At 67.9% G+C, this 23,862-nt stretch carries 19 protein-coding genes; 11 read left to right on the forward strand and 8 right to left on the reverse strand.

Features of this window, described 5'->3' with window-relative positions:
- Positions 1-67 precede the first annotated feature (67 nt).
- Positions 68-1,147 carry a LacI family DNA-binding transcriptional regulator gene (locus ACFTSF_RS15160; RefSeq protein WP_380154331.1) on the reverse strand — a complete coding sequence of 360 codons (1,080 nt, stop codon included), beginning with the start codon at positions 1,145-1,147 and terminating at the stop codon, positions 68-70.
- A gap of 82 nt (positions 1,148-1,229) precedes the next feature.
- Between ACFTSF_RS15160 and ACFTSF_RS15165 the strand changes: the two genes are divergently transcribed.
- A complete protein-coding gene (locus tag ACFTSF_RS15165) occupies positions 1,230-2,933 on the forward strand; it encodes an acyltransferase (protein ID WP_380154332.1) in 1,704 nt (567 codons plus the stop codon).
- Here the strand turns inward: ACFTSF_RS15165 and ACFTSF_RS15170 are convergent.
- Positions 2,902-4,002 carry a response regulator transcription factor gene (locus ACFTSF_RS15170; RefSeq protein ID WP_380154333.1) on the reverse strand — a complete coding sequence of 367 codons (1,101 nt, stop codon included), beginning with the start codon at positions 4,000-4,002 and terminating at the stop codon, positions 2,902-2,904. The genes ACFTSF_RS15165 and ACFTSF_RS15170 overlap by 32 nt on opposite strands.
- Positions 3,999-5,102: a response regulator transcription factor gene (locus ACFTSF_RS15175; protein WP_380154334.1), complete on the reverse strand. Its 1,104-nt coding sequence runs from the start codon at positions 5,100-5,102 to the stop codon at positions 3,999-4,001. Before ACFTSF_RS15175 ends, ACFTSF_RS15170 begins: the two co-directional genes overlap by 4 nt.
- 129 nt (positions 5,103-5,231) lie before the next feature.
- Here ACFTSF_RS15175 and ACFTSF_RS15180 point away from each other — a divergent pair, with 129 nt between their 5' ends.
- The 6 genes from ACFTSF_RS15180 to ACFTSF_RS15205 all read left to right on the forward strand — a co-directional run bounded on the left by ACFTSF_RS15180 (position 5,232) and on the right by ACFTSF_RS15205 (position 11,907).
- The gene (locus ACFTSF_RS15180; protein WP_380154335.1) at positions 5,232-6,572 is read left to right on the forward strand and encodes an FAD-binding oxidoreductase; all 1,341 of its coding nucleotides are present in this window, start codon (positions 5,232-5,234) and stop codon (positions 6,570-6,572) included.
- A gap of 136 nt (positions 6,573-6,708) precedes the next feature.
- Positions 6,709-7,821, forward strand: coding sequence for a hypothetical protein (locus ACFTSF_RS15185; RefSeq protein ID WP_380154336.1), 1,113 nt, complete (start codon positions 6,709-6,711; stop codon positions 7,819-7,821).
- Positions 7,822-7,946: 125 nt separating this feature from the next.
- Positions 7,947-8,312, forward strand: coding sequence for a hypothetical protein (locus ACFTSF_RS15190; protein ID WP_380154337.1), 366 nt, complete (start codon positions 7,947-7,949; stop codon positions 8,310-8,312).
- 72 nt (positions 8,313-8,384) lie between these two features.
- Complete coding sequence (locus ACFTSF_RS15195; RefSeq protein ID WP_380154338.1) at positions 8,385-9,635, forward strand: class I SAM-dependent methyltransferase; 1,251 nt, start codon at positions 8,385-8,387, stop codon at positions 9,633-9,635.
- On the forward strand, positions 9,632-10,720 hold the full coding sequence (locus ACFTSF_RS15200; protein ID WP_344145039.1) for a hypothetical protein: 1,089 nt from the start codon (positions 9,632-9,634) through the stop codon (positions 10,718-10,720). Before ACFTSF_RS15195 ends, ACFTSF_RS15200 begins: the two co-directional genes overlap by 4 nt.
- A 77-nt stretch (positions 10,721-10,797) precedes the next feature.
- Positions 10,798-11,907 carry a hypothetical protein gene (locus ACFTSF_RS15205; RefSeq protein WP_380154339.1) on the forward strand — a complete coding sequence of 370 codons (1,110 nt, stop codon included), beginning with the start codon at positions 10,798-10,800 and terminating at the stop codon, positions 11,905-11,907.
- Here ACFTSF_RS15205 and ACFTSF_RS15210 read toward each other — a convergent pair.
- From ACFTSF_RS15210 to ACFTSF_RS15220, 3 genes are all read right to left on the reverse strand, one after another.
- Positions 11,887-14,346 carry an excinuclease ABC subunit UvrA gene (locus ACFTSF_RS15210; RefSeq protein WP_380154340.1) on the reverse strand — a complete coding sequence of 820 codons (2,460 nt, stop codon included), beginning with the start codon at positions 14,344-14,346 and terminating at the stop codon, positions 11,887-11,889. The genes ACFTSF_RS15205 and ACFTSF_RS15210 overlap by 21 nt on opposite strands.
- A gap of 17 nt (positions 14,347-14,363) precedes the next feature.
- Positions 14,364-15,491 carry a phosphoserine transaminase gene (serC, locus tag ACFTSF_RS15215; protein ID WP_380154825.1) on the reverse strand — a complete coding sequence of 376 codons (1,128 nt, stop codon included), beginning with the start codon at positions 15,489-15,491 and terminating at the stop codon, positions 14,364-14,366.
- 97 nt (positions 15,492-15,588) lie between these two features.
- Entirely contained in the window at positions 15,589-16,425 is an 837-nt protein-coding gene (locus tag ACFTSF_RS15220; RefSeq protein WP_380154341.1) for a phytanoyl-CoA dioxygenase family protein, read from the reverse strand.
- A 66-nt stretch (positions 16,426-16,491) separates the two neighbouring features.
- Here ACFTSF_RS15220 and ACFTSF_RS15225 point away from each other — a divergent pair, with 66 nt between their 5' ends.
- Positions 16,492-17,247, forward strand: a complete 756-nt coding sequence (locus tag ACFTSF_RS15225; protein ID WP_380154342.1) for a helix-turn-helix domain-containing protein — start codon at positions 16,492-16,494, stop codon at positions 17,245-17,247.
- A 12-nt stretch (positions 17,248-17,259) separates the two neighbouring features.
- Here ACFTSF_RS15225 and ACFTSF_RS15230 read toward each other — a convergent pair whose 3' ends face one another.
- Positions 17,260-18,372 (reverse strand): citrate synthase 2, encoded by a 1,113-nt coding sequence (locus ACFTSF_RS15230; RefSeq protein ID WP_344145049.1) that lies wholly within the window; start codon positions 18,370-18,372, stop codon positions 17,260-17,262.
- A 96-nt stretch (positions 18,373-18,468) separates the two neighbouring features.
- On the opposite strand from ACFTSF_RS15230, the gene ACFTSF_RS15235 reads away from it, so the two are divergent.
- Positions 18,469-19,989, forward strand: a complete 1,521-nt coding sequence (locus ACFTSF_RS15235; protein WP_380154343.1) for a hypothetical protein — start codon at positions 18,469-18,471, stop codon at positions 19,987-19,989.
- Between the two features lie 10 nt (positions 19,990-19,999).
- Positions 20,000-20,638 carry a pyridoxamine 5'-phosphate oxidase gene (pdxH, locus tag ACFTSF_RS15240; RefSeq protein WP_380154344.1) on the forward strand — a complete coding sequence of 213 codons (639 nt, stop codon included), beginning with the start codon at positions 20,000-20,002 and terminating at the stop codon, positions 20,636-20,638.
- Here pdxH and ACFTSF_RS15245 read toward each other — a convergent pair.
- A complete protein-coding gene (locus ACFTSF_RS15245; RefSeq protein ID WP_380154345.1) occupies positions 20,590-22,779 on the reverse strand; it encodes an MMPL family transporter in 2,190 nt (729 codons plus the stop codon). The genes pdxH and ACFTSF_RS15245 overlap by 49 nt on opposite strands.
- Positions 22,780-22,883: 104 nt before the next feature.
- On the opposite strand from ACFTSF_RS15245, the gene ACFTSF_RS15250 reads away from it, so the two are divergent.
- Entirely contained in the window at positions 22,884-23,588 is a 705-nt protein-coding gene (locus ACFTSF_RS15250) for a TetR/AcrR family transcriptional regulator (RefSeq protein ID WP_344145057.1), read from the forward strand.
- Positions 23,589-23,862: the final 274 nt, after the last annotated feature.

The following is a 23,862-nucleotide window of genomic DNA, read 5'->3' on the forward strand; positions in this document are numbered from 1 at the left end:
CGTGACCTTTGTTACTCCCTCGTGACGTGGTCGCCACTGGGTGCGAGTGTGCGCTCGCCCAGCGTAGTCAGCTGCGCGCGGGACCTGAAGAAGTACGCACGCGCAGGAGACCCGGGGGAGCCTCGAAGTGGAGCTCCTGCTGACCGGCGGCGAGGCGGAGGAGGAGGTCGGCGGCGGCCCGCCCGCGCTCCATCGTCTGCTGGTCGACGGCGGTAATGCCGGGGCCGGCCAGTTCGCACAGCGGCGAGTCGTCCCAGGCGAGGATCGAGACCTCGCCGGGTACGTCGATGCCGAGCTCAGTGGTCACGCGGAGAGCCGCGACGGCCATCAGGTCGTTGCCGAGGATGACCGCGGTCGGCCGGTCCGGGCCTGTGAGCAGGCGCCGAGTGTGGTCGGCGCCGTCCTCGAAACGGTAATTGCCCTCGACATGCCGTACGACGATGCCGCGAGCCTCGGCGTACTCGCGCAGGAGCTGGACGCGAAGCTGTTCGTGGATGAAGTGGAACGGGCCGCTGACATGGGCGATCTCGCGATGACCGAGTTCGGCGAGGTGGTCGAGCAGCAGCGTCACCGTCTCGTCCGGGCGGCTGATCAGTCGCCCGACGCCGTCCTCCGGCGCGTTGGAGCTGACCACGACGCACGGTACGCCGAGCTCCTTCAGCAGGGGGATCCGCGGATCGTTCTGGTGCTCGTCGAACAACACGAACCCGTCGACCCGGCCCTGCCGCGACCAACGCCGCAGTACGTCGAGGTCTTCGCCGTTCTCGCCGGTGAGGCGCAGCAGGAGCGACGAGTCGACCTCGTTCAGGTACTGCTCGATGCCGACCAGAGTGCGCATGTAGAACGCCTCGGTCGAGATCAGCGTCGGGTCCCGGGCGATCACGATGCCGATCGTCCGCGTCCGGCTCGCCGAGAGCGCGACGGCCGCCGAGTTCGGGTGGAAGCCGAGCTCTTCGGCCAGGTCGAGCACCCGCTGCCGCGTCTCCTCGCTGACGCCCGCGCGGCCGTTCAGTGCGTACGAGACCGAGGCCTTGGAGATCTGCAACTGCCGCGCCAGGTCGCTGATCGTGACCCGATGACCACGCCGCCCAGCATCAGCCGGACCGTCGGCGTCAGCGCCGTCAGTCAAGGACTCGGATGTCGTCATGCACTCCCACCCCGCATGGCGGGAGAGTAGCAGCGCCGGAATCGGTCAAGCGTGATTCCTGAGTGTTGGATAGCGTTATCCCATGACCTCAGTGGAGCCGTTGCGACTGGATTTCCTGCCCTGGGAGTACGCCCGGACCGCCACGCCGGCCGAGCGCACCCGCCAAACCGACCGCCAGGCGCGGCTGAGTGGCGAGGTGGTGCTGGCTCCCGACGTGTACGTCGCCGAGTCGGCCGCCGTCTACTGCGACGAGCTCCACCTGGGGGAGCGCTCCTACATCGCCGCCCACGCCTATGTCACCGGCCGCATCACCCTAGGCGCCGACAGCACCATCAACCCCTTCACCGCCGTCCGGGGCAACGTAACCATCGGCGACGGCGTCCGCATCGGCGCCCACAGCTCCATCCTGGCGTTCAACCACGGCACCACCCCCGGCGAACCCATTTTCCGCCAACCTCACACCAGCCGCGGCATCACCATCGCCGACGACGTCTGGATCGGCTCCGGCGTCACCATCCTCGACGGCGTAACCATCGGCCCCCACACCATCATCGGCGCCGGCGCAGTAGTCACCAAAGACGTCCCCGCCAACACCATCGCCGCCGGCAACCCCGCCCGAGTCCTCCGCTCCCGCCTCCCAGACGAACCCGTCCCAGCCACCGCCTCGACGGGCTTGTTGCCTCCCGCCCCCATCCCCCTCACCACCTTCCTTGGTGAACTGCCTTCTCGGCTTACGTCCTTTGCAGCACGTGCACGCGACCAGGTGGACGACGTACTGGCTCGGTCGTGGGACGGCGAGCGGTTCGTCGACCGCCCCGGTCTCGACCACAAACCAGCGGTCCGCCCGTGGTGTGACGCCATTGAGATCGCCGACCTCCTCGTACGACGTACTCCCGCCGGCCACACCCGCGACGACCTCGTCCGACGCCTCCGAGAACGCCAAGACCCGAAGACCGGACTAGTCGCCCCAGGAGACCTCGCGGACGCCGGTCTCACCACCTCCTCCGACGCCAAACTCTCAGTCCTGCAAGGCGAAGCGCCGTACCACGTCCTGTGCGTCGGCTACGCCCTCCAGGTCCTCGGCGGCAGCTTCGAGCACCCCATCGACACCACCTTCACCACCACCGAACTCGACAACTTGCCGTGGGCAAGAAACGCCTGGTCGGCCGGTGCAGCAATCGACGCGCTAGGTACGGCGATCGCCCGCAATACCCACGACCACAACGAATCCAACGGCCTCGACCAACTCATCGGCTGGCTGACCATCAACGCCGACCCGAAGACCGGCACCTGGGGAAGCCCGCACCCCGACGACGGCTGGCTCCAAGTGGTGAACGGTTTCTACCGCCTCACCCGCGGCACCTACGCCCAGTTCGGCCTACCCCTCCCGTACCCCGACCAAGCCGTCGCCACGATCCTTGCCCACAGCAACGACCGCCGCATGTTCACCGGCGGCAACGACAACGCCTGCAACGTCCTCGACGTGATCCACCCACTCTGGCTCGCCCGCAAACAAACGTCGTACGGCGAGCAGGAAGCCCGCCGCTGGGCCGAAGAGCAGCTCACCCGCATCCTGACCCGCTGGGTCGACGGCGAAGGTTTCGCGTTCGCACCCAACGGCACCGACGACCGCGCGATCCCCGGCCTGCAAGGCACCGAGATGTGGCTCTCGGTCGTCTGGCTGCTCGCCGACTATCTCGGTCACTCCGACGCACTCGGCTACCGCCCCCGCGGCGTACACCGCCCCGAGCCCCTCATCCCTCCGCGAACCACCCCGTGGCAGTAGGACTCTGCCCGAACCGCCCCACATAGTGGTCGAAGAAGACCCGCGACGTCAGCTCCCGCCGGCTGGACACCCCGACCTTCTCGAAGATCGCCTTCAGATGGTCCTGCACCGTGTACGGCGACAGGTGCAGCCGCCGCGCGATCTCGGCTGTGCTCCCACCGCTGAGCACCTGCTGTACGACGCCCTGCTCCCGCTCGGTCAGTCCGTACGCGGCCACCACCAGCGGGATGATCTCAGCCGGCCCCGCCGGTGCGATCGTCACAGCGATATCCGTGGTCAGTCCCGCCGGCCCACGCACCCGCGCGGCGTGCAGTGTGAGCCACTCACCCGCCTGGGTGCGGACCTGCATCTGCGGCACCCACTGCCCGGCCACGTCCCGCGCCGCCGCCAGCACACTCACCACCGGCACCGGGAGCTTCGACCACAGCTCACCGCCAAGATCCTGGATCCGCTGCTCGGCCGCGTCGGTCGCGGAGATCACCTGGTCCGCAGCGTTCAGAATCACCACCGCAGTGGTCGACGACCGTGGCGCGCGTTGCAGGTCACCGGCGATCAGCCCGCGCCGAAGCCCTCGCGTCAGTACCGGCTCGATCCGGTGCATGAACGCTGCCTCGCCTGGTGAGAAACCACTGCGCCCGTTGGTGCGGTACAGCGTGACCACACCCCACATCCGCCCACCGGACCTCAGTGCACTGCGCATCTCGTGCGGAATATCGCCCCTGGTAAGGAACTCCCGGTACCGCCGGCTCAAGTGCGGATTGCCGTCGGTGGCCTCCGCGAGAATGCTCACCCCGACCGACCGTCGCGCCAGATCGACGAAGTGGTTGTAGTCCGGAGCGCCGTACTCGGCCGCAACGAAGTCATCCGTCGTCAACTGGTCGAGATCGTGCATCACCGCGCCACACAGCAGATTGGTCGCCGGATCCGCCGTACCCATGCATAACGAGTCGAACGGGATCGCCTGCGCCAGCAGCTCCGTGGCCTCCCGGCAGAAGTCATCCCACCGAAGCCCTGCGTCAGCAACCGTCTCCAGACCGGCGTACGCCGACTCCGCGCGATACGTCTTCATCCCGCCAGCCAGCCGTTCGCGTCGAGCTCGTTCTCCATGCGGCCGGCGTAGTGCTCGAAGAAGATCCGCGACTGCAACTCACGCCGGCTCGACACACCTGTCTTGTCGAACACCGCCTTCAGATGGTCCTGCACCGTGTACGGCGACAAGTGCAGCCGCTGCGCGATTTCCGCCGTACTGGCGCCGCTGAGAACCTGTTGTACGACGCCCCGCTCCCGCTCGGTCAGTCCATAGGCCGCGACGATCAGCGGAATGATCGCCGCCGCACCGGCGGTCTCGATGGTGACTGCGATATCGGACGTGACGCCATTCGGCCCGCGGACCGGCGCAGCGTGCACGGACACCCACTCACCCGACCGGGTGCGCAGGCGGACGTGCGGTAGCTCCGGCGGTCGGCCAGGAATACCGCGGGCCGCGGACACCACCACGGCGACCGGTACAGGCAGTCGCGACCACAGCTCACCGCCGAGATCAACGATCCGGCGCTCGGCGGCCTCAGTAGCCGACACAACCTGATCGGTCGCGTTCACGATCACCACCGCGGCTCCTTGCGCACCCTGGCGGCTGTTGAGCTCGCTACTGATTAGGCCGCGGCGCAGACCGGTTGCCATCACCGGCTCGAGGCGATGCATGAACTCGGCCTCACCCGGCGAGAAGCCGGTCCGGCCGCGGACCCGATAGATCGTGTAAAAGCCCCACATTCGGGAGCCTGACCGGACCGCGCCGCGCATCTCGTGTTCGAGGTCGGCCTGCTCCAGCAGGAGGCGGTGCCGTTCGCTGCGGTCCGGGCGGCCTTCGGTGGCCTCCGCGAGGATGCTCACCCCGACCTCGCGGCGGGCCAGGTCGGAGAACCGGTTGATGTCGTCGACGCCGTACTCGTGCTGGAGGAAGGCGAGTTCGTCCGCGCCCTCCATGCTGGTCTTGACCCGCCCGGTCAGCAGGCTGGTCGCCGGATCGGCCGGTCCCAGGCAGATGGCGTCGTTCGGGATGGCCCGGTCCAGCAGCTTGATTGCGGCCAGGCAGAACTCGTCCCAGGTCAGCCCCGCCTCGGCGGCGGCCTGCAACCCGGCCCTGGCCGACTCGGCGTGATAGGCCTTCACCAGGTCAGTGTGACCTCGACCGGGTCGGATTGGCATCCCAGGAAGCTGGGGGGTGCCCGATCGGGCGACGCGGAAGCACCCAGAAAGTTGGGATACCGCCGGGGGAGCGGCTGCCGGAGGGTTCTAGTCATGATCGAGGAACTCCGAGAGGTACTGACCGGGCGGCTGGTGACGGCGGCCGACCCGGCCTGGGGGCAGGTGCGGCCCGCGTGGAACCTGACCGTCGACCAGCAACCGCTGGCCGTGGTGGAGGCCGCCGGGCCGAGTGATGTCGAGCACACCGTGGCATTCGCCGCGGCGCACGGCCTGAAGGTCGCTGCGCAGGCTGGGGGACACGGCGCAACCCGTGCGCTCGACAACACGATCGTCGTGCGCACCAACGCGCTCGACGACGTCTGGGTGGACTCGCATGCCCAGATCGCCAGAGTGGGGGCCGGAGTTCGGTGGGGGACGCTGCAGACCGCTCTGGACGGGACGGGGCTGACCGGTCTGCCGGGGTCGAACGGGGACATCTCCGTCGTCGGGTACTGCACCGGCGGCGGGTTGTCCTGGTTCGCCCGGCCCTACGGATCCGGAGCGGGCAGTCTGCGGGCGGCCGAGATCGTCGACGGGGCTGGGGCCCGCCGATGGATCGACGACTCCACCGATCCGGACCTGATGTGGGCGCTGCGGGGTGGCGGCGGCAACTTCGCCGTCGTCACCTCGGTCGAGGTGGAACTGCATCCGGCGCCGGAGATCGTGGGTGGGCGGTTGATGTTCGCAATCGACCAGGCGCCGGCCGTGCTGGCGGCGTACGGGAAGGCCACGCTGGAGGCGCCGGAACACGTGACGCTGTGGGCCTACCTGACCCACTACCCGCCGGCGTTGCAGCTCCCGGAGGTCGTCCGGGGCAAGTCGTTCTGCATGATCGACGCAGTGGCGCCGTACGACCCGGAGGCGCTCGAGGCGGCGCTGGCACCGATCCGGGCCGCGGGGACGGTACTGGTCGACACCATCGGGCCGCGGGAGTCCAGTGGGGTCGTCGAGATCACGCAGGAGCCGATCACTCCGGCCGCGATCCTGCTGACCACCAGCACTTTTGATGAGGTCACACCGGAGCTGATCGACACGCTTCTCGAGTACGCCGGGCAGCCGTCGCTCATCTCGCAGGTGCAGTTGCGCCACTTGCGGGCCAGCGACGAGGTCATCCATCCGGGCGTCGCGTCGGCCGACCCGACCGCGCAGTACATGCTGCTTGCGGGTTCGATCCTGCCGGTGCCGGAGCTGTTCGGCTCGGCGCAGCAAGCGCTGGGGGCGCTGAAGGACGCGGTGTCGCAGTGGCATGCAGGTGACCTGCCGCCGTCGGGCCTCTCGTCGTGGAGCACGCTGCAGGACAGCTTCACCGAACCGGACCTGGCGCGGCTGCGCGACATCAAGCAGCGGGTTGATCCGGTGGGCACGCTGGTGGGGAATTACCCCCTGCCGTGCTGAGTAGTGGGTGGGGGTCCATTAGCCTGAGCCAGTGGATCCCCGCACACGCCGCCTGGTGGTATCGCTCGTTCTGGTAGCGCTGGTCGCCATGGTCATCGTGGCAGCGCTCGTGTGACGTGAACTAACCTTCTGGCGCATGACCCCCACCACCACGCGGTCGTCGTACCTCATGCGTGCGGGCCTGGTCCGCAACGTCCGATCGGGTGAGCACCTGACCACCTTCGTGGTGTCGGGCGTGGCGACGGTGCTGATCACCCGGCTGATCCTCAGCCTGAGCGGCTACCCGCAGATCGGCGGCAAGGGGCTGCACATCGCGCACGTCCTGCCCGGCGGCGTGCTGATGCTGGTCGCGATCTCCCTACTCCTCGGGTACGTCGGTCCGGTCGTCCGGCCGGCTGCCGCATTGGTCGGCGGGGTCGGGTTCGGGCTGTTCATCGACGAGGTCGGGAAGTTCGTCACCTCGGACAACAACTACTTCTACAAGCCGACGGCCGCCATCGTGTACGTCGTCTTCGTGCTGATCGTGCTGGCCAGCCGGTTCCTGTCGACCCGGCGGCCGATCGACCCGCGCGAGGAGTTGGCCAACGTGATCGACCACACGGTCGAGGGGGTCGCGGGCGGGTTGTCGCGGCAGCGGCGGGCGCAGGCCTCGGAGCTGCTCGGCCTGGTCGGACCCAGGGTGCAGGGGCGTCGGGAGACCGCGGCACTGCTCGAGGCGTGTCCGCCGGACGAGGTCGAGCTGGCAGCACCGGTGGATGCCGCCTGGCAGTGGCTGCAGCGGACGTTCGAGCGGGTGGCGACACATCCGAAGGCGCCGACGGTCGCGGTCGTGGTCCTCGCCGTACAGGCGATCGGTGCGCCGCTGATAGCGGTCTCGGTGGGCAATGGACTCGTGCAGCTCTCGGTGTCCGGTGTGATCGTCGGGAGTTTGCTGTCAGCAACCTTCACCGTGCGCGGTGGGCTGCAGTTGCGCAATCAGAAGCGGCTGCGGGCGGTCCGGTTGTTCGAGCTGGCAGTGTTGGTGTCGCTGCTGATGACGCAGGTGTTCCAGTTCGCCGGGACGCAGTTCGCGGCTGCGGGCGGGATGTTGCTGGACCTGGTGCTGCTGGGTCTGCTGCGGGCCGAGCGGGACCGCCTCCAGCGGGAGGAGGAGCTGGCGAAGAAGACGCCGGCTGCGACCACGCCGCTGGGCCTGCCGCCCGATCCTGGGGCGCCGCGCTTTCCTGAGGACCCTTCCGACCCGGTCTGATCCTTTCGGTTGTCCACAGGTTGCGAATTGGTGGTCGGGAACGGGTGGGATCGCTGCATCTTCTCTGGTGACAAAGCCGACGGCGGCGGTCACGGACCGTCGCCCACGACACGGAGAAGACCACCATGCTGCGAGTGATGCTCGAGGACGACGACTACTGCGACGTCCCGGCCGATCTGATGACGTTCGACGACGGGGCCGTCGTGTTCTGGCGGGACGGCGAGGAGGCCGGGCGGCATCGTCAGTCGCGGATCCGCTCCCTGGAGCTGATGGACAGCCGCTCGATGACCCGCAAGATCAAGGCCGCCCGGCGCAACCACCCGAAGGCGTTCCGGCCTTGGACGCCGGAGGACGAGCAACTGCTGACCGACATGTTCCGCAACGGTGCCGGCAAGGACGAGCTGATCGGTGCGCTGGGCCGCCAGGAGGGCGGGATCGCGACCCGGTTGCGGGGGCTCGGGCTGCTGCTGGACGACCAGAAGTTGCTCTGAGTCCGATGGCCGCCACCGCCTGCCGACGAGACCCTTTTGTGATCAGGCGGAGGCGTCGGACACAATGGCGCGATGCAGGCAGAGGTGGATCCGGCCGGACACCAGGGCACGCCGACCGCGGACGCGGTGGGTGAGCTGGGCGCGTGGGAGGCGATCCACGCCGCCCTACTGGACCGGACCGGCCTGGTGCGCGCGGTCGCGTCCGGCCGGCGCCGGGGTCTCGACCAACCGCCGTACCAGCGGCTCGAGCTGCGGTATGTCGACCTCAAGGGGCAGCGCCACCTCCAACTCACCGAGTACGACGAGCGCCAGGCCCACACCCGGAACTTCGTCGGCGCGGAGGTGCCGGAGGCGGTCGGCAAACTGCTCGCCCTGCCGTACGGGACGTGGCACGTCGAGACGACCACCGAGACGCTGCGGCTGCGCTACACGAAGAAGGGCAAGGAGCTGCTGCACCGGCAGGCGGACAGCCGGGAGCAGACGACCGGCCACGACCGGGTGAAACAGCGGGTGCTCGACCCGGCCGCGCCGTTCCTGATCGAGCTTGGGATCAGCGACCACCAGGGCCGGGTGAAGCCGTCGAGGCAGGCGAAGTACAAGCAGATCGAAGAGTTCTGCAAGCTGCTCGAGCCTGCTCTCGAGGACGCGATCTCGGCCGGCCGGATCGCGACCGGCCGGCCGCTCCAGGTGGTCGACCTCGGCTGCGGTAACGCCTACCTCACGCTGGCCGCGCATCACCTGCTCACGGCAGCCGGGCACGACGTACGAACAACCGGTGTGGACCACAACCCGACCGCGCGGAAGCGGAACACCCGAGTCGTCACGGCGCTGGGCTGGCAGGACGAGCTGCGGTTCGTGGATGCCACCATCCAGGCGGCCGAGCTGGACGTCCGGCCGGATGTAGTGCTGGCCCTGCACGCCTGCGACACAGCGACCGACGACGCGCTCGCGCGGGCGGTCCAGTGGGAGGCTCCGCTGGTGCTCGCAGCCCCGTGCTGTCATCACGACATCCAGAAGCAGCTGAAAAGCGTCACACCACCGGCGCCTTACTCGTTGATGACGCGGTATGGCATCGTTCGTGAGCGGTTCGCCGACGTCCTGACAGATTCGCTCCGGGCGGCGGTCCTTCGACAGGTGGGATACCGGGTGGAGGTAGTGCAGTTCGTGGACAGCCAGCACACGCCCCGCAATCTGCTGCTCCGAGCCGCCCGGACGAACGCCCCGGTGACGCCGGACCTCGAGTCCGACTACGCGGCGCTGATCGCCGAGTGGCAGGTCAGTCCACGCTTGGCCGAGCTCCTGCTACCGGAGGTACGTGCGTGAAGCTCCTTCGCTCGGCCTTCGCCCTCGCGGCCGCGACCTGCCTCGCACTGTCCGCCGCCGCGCTGCCCGCAGTAGCCGCGGACCCGAAGCCGCCCGCGCCGAAGAAGCTGTTCACGATCAGCGACCCCCGCATCAAGGAGTCGTCCGGGCTGGCCAAGAGCCAGAAGTACGAAGACCTGTACTGGACGGTGAACGACTCCAGCGACTCCGCCCGCGTCTTCGGCGTCGACACCGACGGTGACGTGAAGGTCGTCCTGAAGTTCAAGGCCGAGGTGCGGGACGTCGAAGCGATCGCGGTCGACCGCGAGGGCACGATCTACATCGCCGACATCGGCGACAACACCAAGTCCCGGGACACCATCGAGATCTACACGATCCCGGAGCCGTCCAGCCTCGAGAACGCCGAGAACGTCCGGTACCACCGATACGACTTCGAGTACCCCGATGGCCCGCACGACGCCGAGACGCTGCTGGTCCAGCCCGAGACCAACGAGATCTTCATCGTCACCAAGTCGAGCAAGGGCGGCGCGATCTACTCCACGCCGGGCCGGCCGTCGCGAGAAGGCACCAACAAACTCACCAAGGTCGCCGCCGCCCCGGCCGGCACATTCACTGACGGCACGTTCCTTCCCGACGGTCAGCGCGCGGTCCTCCGCACCTACGTCGATGTGGCGACCGTCGCCTGGGGCGACGACAAGCCCACCCTCGTGGCCCGCGGCCCGGTCCCGCTGACACAGGGCGAATCCGTAGCCGTGGGCGAGGCTGACAACACCGTCCTGGTCGGCAGCGAAGGCTCCAACTCCGCCGTCTACCAGGTCCAGGTCCCGGCCAAGAAAGCCACCGCCAGCCCGCCCCCCGCTTCCTCCGCACCACCCAAGGGCTCCAACAACAACGACGCCGGAGCCGGCGCTGCCGACAAGAACCACAACCTGCGCTGGATCATCATCGGCGCCGCCCTGTTCGCCCTGGTCGTCACCGTCCTGACCTTCCCACCAGGCCGCCGCGAACGCCTCGACCGCATGGCCGAGAACGCCCGCCTCACCGGCCAGTCACCCACCCCGAACCGCCGCCGCCACAGTGCTTGAACGATCCACCGTTAGAAACCTTCTTGGCGTGACTGCAACCTGTTCCTGATTTACCGGAACTCGGCTACCGTGCGGAGATGCGCAGCTTCCGTCGGTGGTTGTCGATGCTCCTGGCAGGCTCGAGCGTGCTCGCGCTGGCGGTTGTCCCAGCGTCAGCCAGTACGACGGGGACTGTCGTCGTACCGCCGGGGGTCTCGGCCGGTGTGGCGGTGTTCGACCGGCAGACCGGGCAGTTCACCGAGTCGCTCAACCCGGACCTGCAGTTCCGCTCGGCCTCGGTAGTGAAGCTGCTACTCGCCCTCGACTACCTGTGGAACCGCGGACCGACGTACGAGATGCCGGCGGCCGACCGATCCCGCCTCGAGGTGATGCTGCGCCGCAGCGACGACGCCGCCGCGTCCTACTACTGGGACCAGCTGGGTCGCTCGGCCATCATCGACCGGATGGTCCCGCGCCTAGGCCTGACGAACACCGCAGGCCCGCCCGCCACCCACCCAGGCTTCTGGGGCTACGCAGCCTTCACCGCAGCCGACACCGTCCGCATCTACCGCTACTTGCTCGACCAAGCACCGGCTCCCGTGCGCACCTTCGTCATGGGCAACCTGCACCAGGCAACCCGCTACGGCACCGACGGCTTCGACCAGTATTTCGGCATCCCCTCCGTCTTCGAACCCCCGTTCGCCATCAAACAAGGCTGGTCAGGCTTCCCCTCCGCCAACGGCGCAGCCGGCGTAGACCTCGTCAAAGAAGCCCTCCACACCACCGGAACCCTAGGCCCCAACGACCGAACCATCGTCGCCGTCTACACCCTCCACCCCGACAGCACCCCCTACGGCAAGGCCTACACCGACGTAACCCGCCTAACCCGCACCCTGACCATCCCAGGAGCCGTCAAATCCCCAGGCACCTGGTTCACCACCACCGGCTCCGGCGTCCGAGTCCGCTCCGCCCCCAACACCACCAGCACAGTCATCGGCACCCTCCCCTCCACCGCAGACGTCCTAGTCACCTGCCAGAAAAAAAGCCAACTAGTCACCGACCCACCCCACACCAGCGACTGGTGGGCCTACCTCCCCAAATACCGCGGCTACGTAACCAACATCTACATCTCCACCGGCACCCCCAAACTCCCAAACACCCCCGACTGCCAACCCGCCGTCCGTGCGTTAGCCGACCTTCGGGGTTAGGTAGCGGCCGGTGATGCTGGCGGGGTGGTGGGGGAGGTTGGTGGGGGTGGTGGCGGCGACTATGCGGCCGCCGGCGGTGCCGCCTTGGGGGCCTAGGTCGATGATGTGGTCCGCGTTGGCTATCAGGTCCAGGTCGTGCTCGATGACTATGACGGTGGCGCCGGCGGTGATCAGGCGGTCCAGGACGGACAGGAGGACTCGGATGTCGGCGGGGTGTAGGCCGACGCTGGGTTCGTCGAAGATGAAGAGGGTGTTGGACTGGGGTTTTTCGAGGTCGGCTACGAGTTTGAGGCGTTGGGCTTCGCCGCCGGAGAGGGCTGGGGTGGCTTCGCCGAGGATCAGGTAGCCGAGGCCGATCTCGTCGAGGGTGCGGAGGCGGGACTGGACTTTGCGGAGGTGGGGGAAGGCGGTGCGGGCCTGTTCGATGGTGAGTGCGAGGGCCTGGGGGATGGTGAGGCCGTCGAGGGTGATGGCGTCGGCGGCGGGGCTGTAGCGGGTGCCGCCGCAGAGGGGGCAGGGGATGTCGACGTCGGGCAGGAACTGGACGTCGAGTGAGATCTGGCCGGTGCCTTCGCATTGTGGGCAACGGAGACTGCCGGTGTTGTAGGAGAAGTCGGCCGCGGTCAGACCGAGACCACGAGCCTCGGGTGTGGCGGCGTAGGCGCGGCGGAGGTCGTCGAGGATGTTGCTGTACGTCGCCACTGTCGAGCGCACATTGCGTCCGATCGGGGCCGCGTCGACGACGACGGTTCGTTCGATGCCGCCCGCATCGAGCCCCCGAACATGTGCGGGCCCGTGCCCGAGGAGTGCCGACGCGAGGCTGTCGAGGACGAGGGTGGTCTTGCCGGAACCGGAGACGCCGGTCACCGCGGTGAGCCGACGCAGCGGGAACTCGGCTTCGAGGGCGTGCAGCGTGAAGTGCGGTGACGTCGAGAGCCGGATCCGCCCGTGCACGAAGGTCTCGTCCGCAGGCACCTGCGGCCGAACCACCACCGGTTCGGCCCCGCTCAGGAACCCGCCGATCAACGAAGAATCAGCAGCCTCCAACGAAGAAACGGTGCCAGTGGCAACGATCTCGCCGCCGTGCGAACCAGCGCCCGGCCCGATCTCGACCAGCCAGTCCGCATGCCGCAGTACGCGGACGTCGTGGTCCACGAGCACCACGGAGTTGCCGGTCGCGACCAGTCGCCGTACGACGTCGATCAGCGCGTCGATGTTGCTCGGGTGCAGACCAACCGACGGCTCGTCCAGGACATACAGCAAGCCGGTCGCGCTGCTCCGCAAAGTCCGGGCGAGCTGCACCCGCTGCAGTTCGCCCGTCGAGAGCGTGCGCGAGGCGCGGTCGAGCGACAGGTACCCAAGTCCGAGCCCCAGCAGGTGTTCTGCGGTCGTGGTGAACGCCGCAGTGATCTGCTGAGCCATCCGCGAGAGCTCAACAGGCACAGGGAGCTTACGAATGAAGTCAGTAGCCGACGAAAGGCTCCACGACGACAAGACATCGAGCGGTACGTCGTTCAGCAGCACCGACCGCGCACGCGCATTCAGCCGCGAACCACCGCACGTCGGACACGCGCCCACCCGGACGAACCGGTCCAGCCGCGCCACCGTCTTCTCGCTCTGCGCGTTGTCCAATGCATCCTGGACGACCCGGTTGGCGTTCCGGTACGTCGCGTTGAGCTCGAAGGCGTTACCTTTCTTGCTCGTGACAACCACCAGGCGCTTGGTCTCGGCGCCCCGAAAGATCGTCTCCCGCTCGGCATCAGTCAGCTGCGAGAACGGTACATCGGTCCGCACACCCAGCTGAGCAACCACTTGCGGCAACAAACTCGCCCCGAACGAGCCCCAGGCCACGACCGCACCATCGTCGATCGTGAGCGACTCATCCGGCACCAGCGTGCCCTGATCGATCTGCCGGACCTCACCAGTCCCACCACACGTCTCGCAAGCCCCATCGCCGTTGAAGGCAAAATCCTCAGCCCCCGGTACGGCGAACCGTTCGCCATCCACCGGACATGTCAGTTGCCCGGTCGACGCGATCTCGATCGTTGCCGCGACGCGGTGTCCGCGAGGACACAGGTGCGCACCCAACCGCGAGTACATCAACCGAAGTGCATTCAGCAGCTCAGTCGCGGTACCGAATGTGCTGCGCACCCCCGGCACCGCCGGCCGCTGATGCAGGGCGATTGAGGCGGGTACACCGTCCACCGCATCGACGTCAGCCCGCGCAGCCTGGGACAACCGCCGCCGCGTGTAGGTCGAGAACGCTTCCAGATAACGACGCGAGCCCTCGGCGTACAGGACACCGAGGGCCAGCGAGGACTTCCCCGACCCCGACACACCGGTCAGCGCCACCAGCTGGCGCAACGGTATGTCGACGTCGACGTTCTTCAGATTGTGGACCCGTGCTCCCCGTACTGCGACTTCTTCGCCCCAGTGCATGGGCCCATCGTAGGGAGTTACTTCAGCTTGTCGACGATGTAGTCGATCGACTGCGTGAGCTTCTCGACGTCGTCCGGGTCGACCGCCGGGAACATGGCGACGCGGAGCTGGTTGCGGCCGAGCTTGCGGTAGGGCTCGGTGTCGACGACGCCGTTGGCGCGCAGGGTCTTGGCGACCGCTGCAGCGTCGATCGAGTCGTCCAGGTCGATGGTGCCGATGACCAGCGAGCGGGCGTCGGGGTCGACGACGTACGGCGTGGCGTAGTCGGACTTCTCGGCCCAGTTGTAGAGCCGGTTGCTCGAGTCGGTGGTGCGCGCGACGCTCCACTCCAGGCCGCCCTGGTTGTTGATCCAGTCGGTCTGCTCGGCCATCAGGAACAGCGTGGCCAGCGACGGCGTGTTGTAGGTCTGGTGCTTGCTCGAGTTGTCGACTGCGGTGGCCAGGTCCAGGAACGCCGGGATCCAGCGACCGGAGGCGGTGACCTCCTCGACCCGGGCGAGTGCGGCCGGCGACATGACGGCGATCCACAAGCCACCGTCGGCGGCGAAGCACTTCTGCGGGGCGAAGTAGTAGACGTCGGCCTCGGTGATGTCTACCGGCAGGCCGCCGGCGCCCGAGGTGGCGTCGATCGCGACCAGCGCGTCGGCGTCGGCGCCCGCGACCCGCTTGATCGGGGCCATCACGCCGGTCGAGGTCTCGTTGTGCGGCCACGCGTACAGGTCGATGCCGGCCTCGGCCACGGCGACCGGACGGGTACCCGGGTCGGACTTGACCACGGTCGGGTCGCCGAGGTGCGGGGCGAGCTGTGCGGCCTTGGCGAACTTCGAGGAGAACTCACCGAAGCTCAGGTGCTGGCTGCGCTCGCGGATCAGCCCGAACGTCGCGATGTCCCAGAAGGCGGTCGAGCCACCGTTGCCGAGCACCACCTGGTAGCCCTCGGGCAGCTGGAAGAGGTCGGAGACACCCTGCTGTACACGGGCCACCAGGTTCTTCACCGGGGCCTGGCGGTGCGAGGTGCCGAGCAGCTTGGCGCCCTCGGTCGCCAGGGCGGCGACGGCTTCCGGACGGACCTTGGACGGTCCCGCTCCGAAGCGGCCGTCGACGGGCTTGAGCTCAGCAGGAAGAACGATGTCGCTGGTCACCAGCGGTTCCCTTCGTCGTCTGGCAAGTTCTGCGCCGACGACGCTGTCAGCATCCACATCATCCCACAGTGCCATGCCCGGCCCATTCCGGGTCTCAACCTCACTCGTGTTTGCGCTCGATCACCTGAGTCCCGGTCAGTACGGCGACTGGCCCGTCCGGACCGTCGGTCCACTCACCGCACGCCCCGCCGCCCTCGGCGACGTCCAGCGTGAGTGGAGAGCCGTCCATCCGCAGCGCCGGGTGATAGTACGACGCGACCTTCGACGCCTCGCCCTGGATGTAGTGACCGATCAGAGCCCGCCGGAAGCGGTCCTCGGTCACGTTCGGTGCACTCCCGTGTACCAGCGCGCCATGGAAGAAGAGCACGTCACCAGGCTCCATAACGACCGGTACGGCGGCATCCGGCGCCGGCAGCGGCACTGTCACATCGGTGAAGCTCACCGTGGTGTCCGCCTTCTCGGTGCACAGGATCGGCCACCGGTGACTACCAGGCACGACCTGGAGACACCCGTTCGCCTCGTCGACCCGGTCGAGCGCCATCCAGGCCGCCACGCAGGTACCCGGCTCGGCCTTCAGGTAGAAGTTGTCCTGGTGCAGCGCCTGCCCGCGCGAGCCCGGCGGCTTGAAGTAGAGCATCGTCTGCACCGCGTACGGCGACCTGTCCAGCAGCGCGGTCATCACCTCGTCGATACGCGAGTCGATGAGCCACTGCAGCGACACGTCGTCCCAGCGGTGCATCTGCGCCATCCGGGGATACCGCCGCAGGGGATCGCGACTGTTGGTGTTCACGCCGGACTCGTCGCCGGAGTACGACCCGCGCTGCCGCAGCACCATGTAGTGCTCCCGCAACTGCGAGGCCTCATCGGCTCCGAACAGCCCGCGCACCAGTGTGTAACCGTCCCGCTCGAAATCCTGCTTGTACGAATCACTCACCATGATTCAATTCTCCGGTCCACACTGGAGCCGAGCCACGGAAGATCCATGCAAGGAGTTGGACTTTTGTTGCATCCGCTACCGCTGACCCGGCTGTCCCCACCGACCTTCTGGCGCTGCGAGCCCAACTGGTCCTGGGTATCGCCGAAACTGGCAGACCACCTGCTGTGGTGCGTCTTGGACGGCCGCGGCCACATGGAACTCGACGGCGCCCACCAAGACCTCAGCCCCGGCGTCTGTGCCGTCTTCCAGCCAGGTGACGAGCCCCGGGCGACTCACGACCCGCGGCGGCGGTTGCTGGTGTTCGGCATGCACTTCGAGACCAGCCGGTACGGCGTGGTCCCGGAACCGCGCTGGGGCGAAGTCATGGACCGCGAGCTGCTGAATGTGCTCGCGCGGACGAGCGATTCGGCGTACCGGCGTGGTGACGCGCTCGGGCGGCGTCAGGCCGAGCTCTGTCTCGAGCAGCTGATCGGACTGATCTGGGACGCGGTCCACAACCTCACCCGCCCAAATACCGATGCACAGGTTGACGAGGTGGCTCGCCAGCTCCGCCAGGACCCGGGCCGGGACTGGACAGTCGGGGAGATGGCCCACAAGGCCGCACTGTCTCGGGCACAGTTCACGAGACGGTTCACAAAACAGTTCGGGATGTCACCGGCGCAGTACCTGATCCAGGCCCGCATCGACCGTGCACACCAGCTGCTGACCGAGAGCGGGATGACGGTCACGCAGACCGCCACCGCTCTCGGCTACACAGACGTTCCGTACTTCAGCCGCCAGTACAAGCAACGCACCGGCCGCAGCCCCAGCCAAGAACACTAGGGCCAGGGAGCACTAGGCCCAGGCCGGGTCCCAGCCCTCGATGGAGTCGGCCGGACGCGTGCCCGGGCCGGAGTAGATCGCCGACGGGCGGATCAGCCGTCCGGTGCGCTTCTGCTCCAGCACGTGCGCACTCCAGCCGGCCGTCCGCGCACAGGTGAACATCGACGTGAACATGGGCGGCGGGACCTCGGCGAAGTCCAGCACGATGGCTGCCCAGAACTCGACGTTGGTCTCCAGCACCCGGTCCGGCCGCCGCTCGCGCAGCTCGGCCAGTGCGGCCTGCTCCAGCGCCTCGGCCACCTGGTACCGCGGTGCGTCCAGCTCACGCGCCGTACGGCGGAGCACGCGGGCGCGCGGGTCCTCGGCCCGGTACACGCGGTGTCCGAAGCCCATCAGCCGCTCGCCGGCGTCCAGCAGACCCTTCACGTACGAACGGGCGTCACCGCTGCGCTCGACACCCTCGATCATCGTCAGTACCCGGGCCGGTGCGCCACCATGGAGTGGGCCGGACATGGCACCCACAGCACCGGACAGGGCGGCCGCGACATCGGCGCCGGTCGAAGCGATCACCCGGGCGGTGAACGTGGAGGCGTTCATGCCGTGCTCGGCCGCGGACGTCCAGTACGCGTCGACCGCCTTCACATGCTTGGGATCCGGCTCACCACGCCACCGGATCATGAACCGCTCGGTGATGGTCTTCGCCTTGTCCACCTCACGCTGCGGCACCATCGGCTGCCCGATACCCCGCGCGGCCTGCGCCACGTAGGACAGTGCCATCACCGCGGCGCGAGACAGGTCCTCACGAGCCTGTACGTCGTCGATGTCGTACAGCGGGCGCAGTCCCCAGGCGGGGGAGAGCATGGCGAGCGCCGACTGGACATCGACCCGCACGTCACCGGTGTGCACCGGCAGCGGGAACGGTTCCGCGGGCGGCAGGCCCGGGGTGAACGCTCCGTCGACCAGCAGGCCCCAGACGTTCTCGAACGGCACCCGGCCGACCAGGTCCTCGATGTCCACGCCGCGGTAGCGCAGCGCCGACCCTTCCTTGTCCGGCTCGGCGATCTGCGTGTCGAACGCGATCACACCCTCCAGCCCGTGCTGCACCTCGGTCTTCGGATCTGACATACCACTCCCTCGTCCTCATGTTTGGCGCCCAGGCAGCATAGTTCTCTCCGGACACCTGCGGATAACTTTCGTGGCCCTAATCGCATCGAGTAGAGCGTGGAAACCCTGGTCGCCTACGCCTTTCACCGGCCCGACTCCGCGGCTCGCGCAGCCGAGGGAGCGGCCCGGGTGGAGGCCTATTACGCAGACAGCGCAGCGCATTGGGGCCACGACGGCAGCACCCACGGCCTACACCTGTGGGGCAGCAGTGACCGCAACACGCTGTGGCCGTCGTGGCACGAGACGGGCAACGTGCGGGTCGCCAGCCTGCACACTCCGGTCGGGTACGAGCGCGTGGTCGGCGACATCGCCCCGGCTGATGCGCCTGGTGCGCTGGCCGAGGCAGTGCGTCGTACGCCGGAGGCTTTCATTGAGCTGGCCCCACCGTTCACCATGGCAGTGCTGGACGACGACCGTCTGGAGCTGTTCACCGACTCTGCCGGTCTGGGCCAGCTCTACCAGGTCCGGTTGCCTGACGGCTGGGTGTGGAGCAACCGTCCGGTCGCTGCCCTACTGTTCGCCGGTGTAGCCGCCGCAGCCTCACCGCGGGGCTGGGCGTTCGCTGCGGCTTGCGGCTGGTTCATGGGCGACAGTACGCCGTACGAAGGGGTGCTCGCCGTCCCCGGCGCGACGCACATCGTGGCCGACGGCAAGCTCCATCGCCAGACCACCAGTCGCATCGAACCGAGCTCCCTGTGGCTGACCGACACAGTCGACGAGCCGGCGGACGACCTGACCGACTCCATCCACCGCCTCTGGCCGCTCGGCCCGCAGGCCCCGGAGACGCCCGCACCGCCGCTACCGAACCTCATCGACCACGCTCTCACCTGGCACCGGCACTCGGAAGGCCAGGCTCACGATCTGTACGCGCCCGTTCCCACCGAGGGCGCGGAGGTCACCGTTGCCTATGGCCACTACTATCCGGCCGATCTGCCGACCGTGAATGCCCTGCCCCTGCCCGCGAAACTGCAGGTCTTCGGCCGGCACCTGGAGACGACCCTGGTCCCGGCGACCGGTCCGTCCGAGGCGGCGCGGGCGGCCGTCGGCATTCAGATCGAGCAAGTACTGCGCGACGCGGTCCGCGGGGGGATCGAAGACGCGAAGATGCTCGACTACTTCTACCTGGTGGAACAGATCCGCCGGGGTCGTACGGCGGGTGCCGTGTCGCCGCAACTGCTTCCGCAGTCCATCCGTGCAGCGTTCGCGAACGCCGTACCGGTTGAACAACAGACCCGTCCGCTCAAACGACTGCCACGGCCGCGCCGGGTGGCCGATGCGCCCGACCGGGACCGGATCGAGTCGATGCTGCTCGCAGTCGAGGGCTTCGACGAGCGAGCCCTCAGCACGTTGTGGGCCGCTTCAGTCGCCGGTGCGAGCTCGTCCGCGGCCGAGGCCACGCTGAGGCAGGCGCTGTGGCGGGCGACGTTCGACCTGCACCTGGCCGAGGTCAACGACCACCTGCCCGAGGTCCTCCGCCCTCTCACCGCCCCGCCCCGAGCCGTGCCGACGCCGCCGCCCACCGCGAAGCCCCGCGGCGGTCGCCTGGTCCGCGCCTTCGGCCGGAGGCACGCGCAGTAATCTCAACCACGTGGACCTTGGAGAGATGCGGCAGACGTACGGGCTCGGTGAACTGCTCGAGGACCAGTTGGATGCGGATCCGATTGCGCAGTTCGGGGTCTGGCTTGCCCAGGCGACGGATGCCGGGATCACCGAACCGAATGCGATGGTGCTGGCGACCGCCGATGCCGACGGCCGACCCTCAGCGCGCACTGTTCTGCTGAAGGGCCTCGACGAGCGCGGGTTCGTCTTCTACACGAACCAGCAGTCCCGCAAGGCAGACGACCTAGCGGCGAATCCGTACTGCGCCCTCGTCTTCCCGTGGCACGCGATGGAGCGCCAGGTTCGGATCGAGGGCACAGTCAGCAAGCTGCCCAGCGAGGAGGTCGACGCCTACTTCGCCGCCCGCCCCCGCGAGTCCCAGCTCGGTGCCTGGGCCTCGCAGCAGAGCCAGCCGGTGGAATCCCGGGCCGAGCTGGATCTGCAGTACGCGTCGTACGAGCGGCAATGGCCCGAGGGCACCGAGATTGCGACGCCGTACTTCTGGGGTGGGTATCGGGTCGACCCGCAGGCGTTCGAGTTCTGGCAAGGCCGGGTCGGTCGCCTGCACGACCGCCTGGCCTATCGGCGTACCAGCTCTTCGTGGGAGTTGGTGCGGCTCCAGCCCTGAGGAGGTTCGGACGACTCGCGGATGCCGTACTTGTCCCACCAGCGGACCAGCGGCGCCGGAGCCCACCAGTTCACCCGGCCGAGCAACCGCATCGTCGCCGGCACCAGCAGTGCCCGGACCACCGTTGCGTCGAGGGCGATCGCGATCACCAGCCCGACCCCGATCATCTTCACGAACACGATCCCCGAGGTCGAGAACGCCCCGACCACGATCACCAGCAGCAGTGCCGCGCTGGTGATGATTCCGCCGGTGCGCTGCAGTCCGAGGGCGACCGCCTGAGTGTTGTCCCCGGTCCGGTCGTACTCCTCGCGGATCCGGCTGAGCAGGAACACCTCGTAGTCCATCGACAACCCGAACAGAATCGCGAACAACAGCACCGGGTTGGTCGCATCGAGGAATCCGGCCGGCGTGAAGTCGAGCAACCCGGACAGATGACCGTCCTGGAAGATCCACACCATCGCCCCGAACGCCGCCGACAGCGACAGCACGTTCATCAGCAGTGCCTTCAGTGGCAGGACAAAGGAGCCGAAGGCAAGGAACAGCAGCAGGAACGTGGCCAGGATGACGAAACCACCCATGTACGGCGCTCGCTCCGCCAGCACGTCCAGTAGATCGATCAGCGCGGCTGTCTCACCACCGGCCTGCGCGGTCGTCCCGGAAGGTGGTTCGACCGCGCGCACCGCATGGACGACATCACGGGCAGGTAGCTCCTGCGCGGTGTAATGCGTGTGCACGACAACCTCGGCGACACCGTTCTTGAAGCCGCTGATCCGAACATCTTCGACCTCGGCGATCTGCTTGAGCGAAGCCAGATAAGGCTGCAGCGCCACCGCCGGGTCGGTCGGCGCCTGGTCGAAGCGAACCGCGACGAACACATCCGATCCACCGGCCCCGGCGAAGTCGCGCTGCAGGGTCTCGGTCACCGTCCGCGAGGTGGCGCCAGACGGCAGGGCGCGGTGGTCGACGCCGCCCAATTGTGCTTGCAGGAAAGGGATCCCGAGCACGAGCAACAGCGGGACGAGGACCAGCACGTAGCGCACCGGCCGCCGCATCACGCTTTGCGCGAGCCGGTACCACGCTCCGTGGTGATCCGCCGCGGTCGACCGCCGGCGCAGGAAAGGAACCTGCAGATTGTTCACGCGGTGCCCCAGGACAGCCAGTAGGGCGGGCAATGCGGTGAGCGCGGCGATCATCGCGACCGCGACCGCCGCGACCCCGCCGTACGCCATCGAACGCAGGAACATCACCGGGAACAACGCCAGGCTGGCGATCGCCACCCCGACCGTGACGCCGGAGAAGGCGACCGTCCGGCCGGCCGTGGCCATCGTCGTGGTCAGCGCGGTCTCGACATCATTGCCCTTGGCAAGCTCTTCGCGGAACCGGGTGACGATGAACAGCGCGTAGTCGATCGCGAGCCCGAGCCCGATCATCGTGACGATGTTGATCGAGAAGATCGAGACGTCGGTGACCGCGGACAACCCGCGCAGCAGCACGAACGCACCGAGGATCGCCAGCGCGCCGACGAACAACGGCAGCGACGCGGCGACCAGGCCGCCGAACACGACGACCAGCAGTACCAGCACGATCGGCATCGAGATCGTCTCGGCCCGCACGATGTCTTCCTCGGTCTGCGTATTCACCTCGTCGAAGACGGCGACCTCACCGCCCACCTTGGTGTCCAGCCCGGCCGGTCCGCTCCGAACCTGATCGGCGATCCGGTGGAAGGTCTCCAGCCGCTCCTCTGGAGTCGCGCCGGCCAGCGTCAGTACGGCGTACGTGCTGTGCTGGTCCTTCGACATGAACACAGGCGACTTCGTGCTCCAGTACGTCGTCGCTCGCAGTACGTCGTTCGTCGGCAGCTCGGCCAGGTCCCGCTCGACCGCGGACCGGAATCCGGGGTCGGCGACGGTCTGGTCGGGACTGCGGTAGAGCACGACCACGTCGGTGCCGGTGCGGCCGACGTTCTGCTCGATGGATGCGACGGCGTTTGCGGCCTCGGTGTCGGGGGCGTCGAAGCCGCCGTTCGCGAGCGAGCCGAAGACCCCGGTGCCCCAGATCACCCCGAGGGCGATGAAGGCGGCGGTCAGGGCGAGCACCAGACGGCGCCGCCGGTAGCTGAAGTGGCCGAGCGTCTCGAACACGAAACTCTCCCGAAGGGCGTAAAGTTCAGGCGGAAAGATTGAGTGAACAGCGTTAACTGTTAACAGTGTTCACTCAAGGTTCGACGGTGTCAAGGAGTGTGTGGATGAATCGGCGTGACGAGGCGCGAGCGGCGACGCTGGCCGAGATCAAGCGGGCCGCGCGCCGGCTGCTGGTCAGTGGCGGCGTCGCGGCGATCGGCCTGCGCGCCGTCGCCCGCGAGGTGAACCTCACCGCGCCCGCGCTGTACCGCTACTTCCCGAGCCACGAAGCCCTGCTCACCGAGCTGGTCGCCGACCTGTACGACGAACTCACGACCGCACTGATGGAGCTCAGCTGCGACGGGGAAGGCGATCTCGGCGCGCAGCTCTATCTGCTCGCCAATGGTCTGCGGGACTGGGCGCTGGCACATCCGGCCGAGTTCGCCCTGCTGTTCGGGACGACGGTCCCGAATCCGGAGGCCGACGATCACGACGACACTCCGGGGCATCAGGCCGCGATGCGGTTCGGCGCGCTGTTCAAGGAGCTGGTGGCGCAGATCTGGCATGCGCAGCCGTTCCCGTATCCGCCGGACGAGGTCCTCGGTACCAAGCTCGTCGCCCAGCTCAGCGACGAGGCCACGGCCTTCCACGGCATGCCGCCGGGTGCGATCTACCTGGGCCTGACCTACTGGACGCGGCTCTACGGCCTGATCTGCATGGAGGTCTTCGGCCAGCTGCACTGGGTGCTGCCCGACGCGGCGGCCTACTTCGAGGCCCAGCTCTACGAGATCGGGCTCGCGATGGGCCTCGACTGCCCAGTCCCTGAGTAGCTGTGCTGGTTTCAAAAAAAAAGAAACCCGCGGGCGCTTCCAGGCCACTACCGGATGGCAGTGGTCCAGGGTCAGGCGGACTACCTGACTACCCGCGGGTCCGGTGGCGGCGTTGGATTGGCCGACCACTTGCCCAAAAGCTAGTGGTTGGCGGTCAGCCCGCCGCCACCTCACGAGTCCGGTAAGAATTCATTCTTAGGACCACCTCCCTTCGCGTGTACCGAAAATCTACGTCGCCCGGCGAGGCCGTTCAACTGTTTTTCGCCCTGGGATG

The organism is Kribbella sp. NPDC056951, assembly GCF_042674205.1.
GTDB lineage: Bacteria > Actinomycetota > Actinomycetes > Propionibacteriales > Kribbellaceae > Kribbella > Kribbella yunnanensis.